Raw genomic sequence first — 3,822 nt, forward strand, 5'->3', positions numbered from 1 at the left:
TATTAAAATCTACGTTTTTTGAATAAATCAGCGCATTGCCGAATAAAAAAGTGGACGGAAAAAGAGTAAAGCGGAAATTAATTATTTGGACGGCAAAGCAGAACCTTCCAAGCAGAACGTGTCGCTACTTTAGGTAACAACGGCTATAATTCATTGCGGCGGAATTTTCTACCGAAAATTCCATCCTTTTTTCTATCTTTGAGCTACAACAGAATAAATCCTGCGTATTTTTCCGCAACGAAATCATAGCCAAGGCCGTTGCCCACAAGTTGAGAAAAACAGAAATGAAAAGAATATTTTTAAGAATTATATTAAGCGTAATATGTTTAAATTTTAGTTTTGGACAAGAATTACAAGAAGGAAAAAAAAGATGGAGTTCGGACTCAAAATTGACAATCGACGATTTTAAAATCAAAATTAGTGACGAAAATAATGATGTAGTTTTCAGCCAATTTATGATTTCTCACTCGATTGGCGGTTTTGACTTTATGAAACGGAACCTGAATCAAAAAATCGGAAATATTTTTTTAGGAAACGCTTCGTGGATTGACACTACAAAAATCGCAAGTATTGATAAACAGATTGACTTTCAACAAATGCAATTTAACCTCGCTGAAATTCAAGCTCGAAAATTCAGAAAACAAGTTTTAAAGAATAAAAGAAAAATTTCAAAAGGATTTGATATAGTAAATGAAATCAATAACGATATTATGGCGGAATTCTCTGAAATCCGACTTGATTTAATGAAAGAAACCGAAAGTGGTCGCAACGAACAAAAAGTTGCTGAATGGAAAGAAAAGATTGCAGCCGAATTAAGGGAATTGGACGAATTTAGTTTCGAGAATAAAAAGAAAATTAAATTGACCGAATAAAAAACCAGTGGGCAACAACGTGTATAGCTCATTGCGACTGAATTCCTAATTGGAATTCATTGTAATTTGCTATCTTTGGGTTACGATGGAAAATCCTCGCGGATTTTCCGCAACGAGCCATACACAAACACGTTGGCGTGCATTTGAATGAAAATCCGAATGAAAAAGAAAAAAAGAATAATATTATTACTGATTTTTATAATCCCAATTGTTTTAGTATTTACAGCAAATTATTCAATAGAAAAAAACGCTGAAAACAAAACATTTTCAAACTCATCTGATATTAAAAAAAACAAAGTTGGACTTGTACTCGGAACTTCAAAAAATTTAAAAAATGGTAGAATTAATCTATACTTTAAATATCGAATAAACGCAACGGTTGAACTTTATAAAAAAGGGAAAGTTGATTTTATTTTAGTAAGTGGTGATAATGGAAATAAAAACTATGATGAACCGACTGATTTCAAAAATGAATTGATAAAAAATGGAATTCCTGAAAATAGAATTTTTCTGGATTACGCTGGATTTCGGACTTTAGATTCTGTTGTAAGAGCAAAAGAAATTTTCGGGCAAATGAGCATAACTGTTATTTCACAAAAGTTTCATAATGAACGAGCAATCTATCTTGCAGAGAAAAATGGAATTTCTGCAATTGGATTTAATGCAAAAGATTTAAGTGGGAAGTATGGTTTAAAGACTCAGGTTAGAGAATATTTTGCAAGAACAAAGGCTTTTTTAGATATAATTTTTGGAGTAGAACCTAAATTTTTAGGGAAGAAAATTGAAATAAAATAAAAACGACACGCCAACAATGTATAACCGCAATTACGGCGGATTCGACTACGTCCGAATCCACTCGGAATTGCTAATGTCAGTGCTTAACCGAAAATCATTATCTTTAATCCCGTAACTGACGGTTATACGAGACCGTTGCCCACAATTATGAAAAAAATCGACAAAAAAGAAATAATAACAAGTACTGCTAAATCGATATTCGGAGCAATTCCATTTGGCGGAGCTGCACTTGATGAATTATTTTTTGAATATAATGGTCGATTAAAACAAAACCGATTAAACAGATTCGTTAAAATATTAGCAGAAAATTTTACTGAAGAATCAGATATTAATTTGGATAACATTAAAACAGAAGATTTTAATGACCTTTTTGAATCGGTATTAAGAAAAGTTGTTCAAACTAAATCTGAAGCAAAACTAATTAGATTCAAGGATGTTCTACTTAACGAATTAAAAAAACCTACTAAACAAGCAGAAATTAATGAACTTTATTTGAATTTAATAAGTGAGTTAACTGAACAAGAAATAGAAATTTTATATAATCATAGATTTTTTACCGAAGAGTTTGAAGAAGAAGTAAACGAGATGAATAGACATCGAGATAATATGAAATCACTCAAAAATCAAATGGACAAAGAAAGTATAATTGTCGATGAATCTAAATTTCTAAAACCTTATGAAAATGTAAAAGCTCAATTTGAAAATAAAAAAAGTAAAATTGATAAAGTATTGAAATACCGAAATGCAGATTTTTATAATCTTAATGAGAACAAGTTTATGTTTTTTAAACAACGATTATTTTCTAAAGGTTTATTAATTGACGATAGAATGAAGCGAATTGGAACTCTTCCATTTCAAAGTATGGGAATTACTGAATTTGGTGTAGAATTTATTGATTTTATAAAAACATCGGAAAAAAAAATAACTGTGGGCAACACCGTATATAACAAATAGCTACATCTTTTCTAAACCGAAAATTTTGGTATATTTGGGAAGTTGCCAATTTTTTATTTTGGCGTTTTAGAAGTTTTAAGATAAAAACTTAAAATAAAAAATTGGCTTGTGGCTCAACCGAAAAATTAGCGCTTTTCTGCACACTACTTGTTATATACAAACACGTTGGGCACAATTTAAAAAATGACTTGGGAAACATATCATACAAAAGGAATTAAACAAAAGTACGTATATCGATATGTAACTATTGAAAAGTTAGTTGACTTCTTAGAAACAAACAGTTTGTTCCTATCGAGATTAGATAAATTTGAGGACAATCTAGAAAATATTGAGCCTTACGATATTAACGAACTGAAATTTCGGACTAAAACTTTATCAAAACCAGAAAATGCAAATCCCGAAATACCTGAAAATCATTGGACTCAAATAATTCAGAATAATAAGACCGAATTAAGAGCAATACAGGAGAAACTCACTAAACAGCAAAAACACAGATTTGTGAGTTGTTGGATTCTAAATGACACTGAATCGTTTGCTATGTGGGACATTTATGGAAAAGCAGGTTTTGCAATCCGTTTTGAACGTACATACTTTCAAAAACTAATAAAGAATTCTATCAAACTACAAGAGGAGCCAACAAGTAAAATTGACTTACTAGTTGCTGGTGTTGTTCAATATCAGAATTTTAATGAAATGCTATTTAAGGAAAAAGAATCTTTACTTAAATATTCAGCATTTAGAAAACATCAAGCGTTTAATCACGAAACGGAATTTAGATTAATTGGATTTATAAAAGAGATACTAGAAATACCAGGACTTAAATATAAATTACCCGATATTAATGAACTAGAATTTGAGTTGATTGCGAATCCTAGACTTGACCCATTTCAATTTAAAAAATACAGTGGAATCGTATCAAAGTATTCGAAAAAACATAAACTAAAGGAATCTGAATTAAAAATATGGTTGGACTTCAGAAATACGAATTATTAAAAAACTGTGCCCAACAACGTATATAAAAAATAGCGGTTTAATCGCTTAATCAAAAGAAAATGAATAAATTAATGGTCTGTCATAAACCGAAAAGTTAGTGCCTAAAAATCCGCTACTTTTCATATACAAGACCGTTACATACAATGGCTCGGAATGAAAAGCGGAACGGACAAATAATTTTTCTGACTGGTTAAAAAACTTGAGAACA

General features: G+C 30.4%; 4 protein-coding genes. All 4 read left to right on the forward strand.

All coding sequences use genetic code 11. From position 1 onward, the window contains the following. The first annotated feature begins 284 nt into the window (after positions 1 to 284). Positions 285 to 872 carry a hypothetical protein gene (locus FT993_RS07950; RefSeq protein ID WP_147862025.1) on the forward strand — a complete coding sequence of 196 codons (588 nt, stop codon included), beginning with the start codon at positions 285 to 287 and terminating at the stop codon, positions 870 to 872. Between the two features lie 159 nt (positions 873 to 1,031). After that, a complete protein-coding gene (locus FT993_RS07955; protein WP_147862026.1) occupies positions 1,032 to 1,667 on the forward strand; it encodes a vancomycin high temperature exclusion protein in 636 nt (211 codons plus the stop codon). Positions 1,668 to 1,814: 147 nt separating this feature from the next. After that, entirely contained in the window at positions 1,815 to 2,621 is an 807-nt protein-coding gene (locus tag FT993_RS07960; protein ID WP_147862027.1) for a hypothetical protein, read from the forward strand. 183 nt (positions 2,622 to 2,804) lie between these two features. Continuing rightward, positions 2,805 to 3,614, forward strand: a complete 810-nt coding sequence (locus FT993_RS07965) for a DUF2971 domain-containing protein (protein WP_147862028.1) — start codon at positions 2,805 to 2,807, stop codon at positions 3,612 to 3,614. Positions 3,615 to 3,822: the final 208 nt, after the last annotated feature.

The sequence above is a fragment of the Mesonia sp. HuA40 genome (genome assembly GCF_008017835.1).
Classification (GTDB): Bacteria; Bacteroidota; Bacteroidia; order Flavobacteriales; family Flavobacteriaceae; genus Mesonia.

Excerpts from the sequence above, each read along its gene's own strand:
- FT993_RS07950 (WP_147862025.1), top strand. The coding sequence starts at position 285 with ATGAAAAGAATATTTTTAAGAATTATATTAAGCGTAATATGTTTAAAT.
- FT993_RS07955 (WP_147862026.1), top strand. The coding sequence starts at position 1,032 with ATGAAAAAGAAAAAAAGAATAATATTATTACTGATTTTTATAATCCCA.
- FT993_RS07960 (WP_147862027.1), top strand. The coding sequence starts at position 1,815 with ATGAAAAAAATCGACAAAAAAGAAATAATAACAAGTACTGCTAAATCG.
- FT993_RS07965 (WP_147862028.1), top strand. The coding sequence starts at position 2,805 with ATGACTTGGGAAACATATCATACAAAAGGAATTAAACAAAAGTACGTA.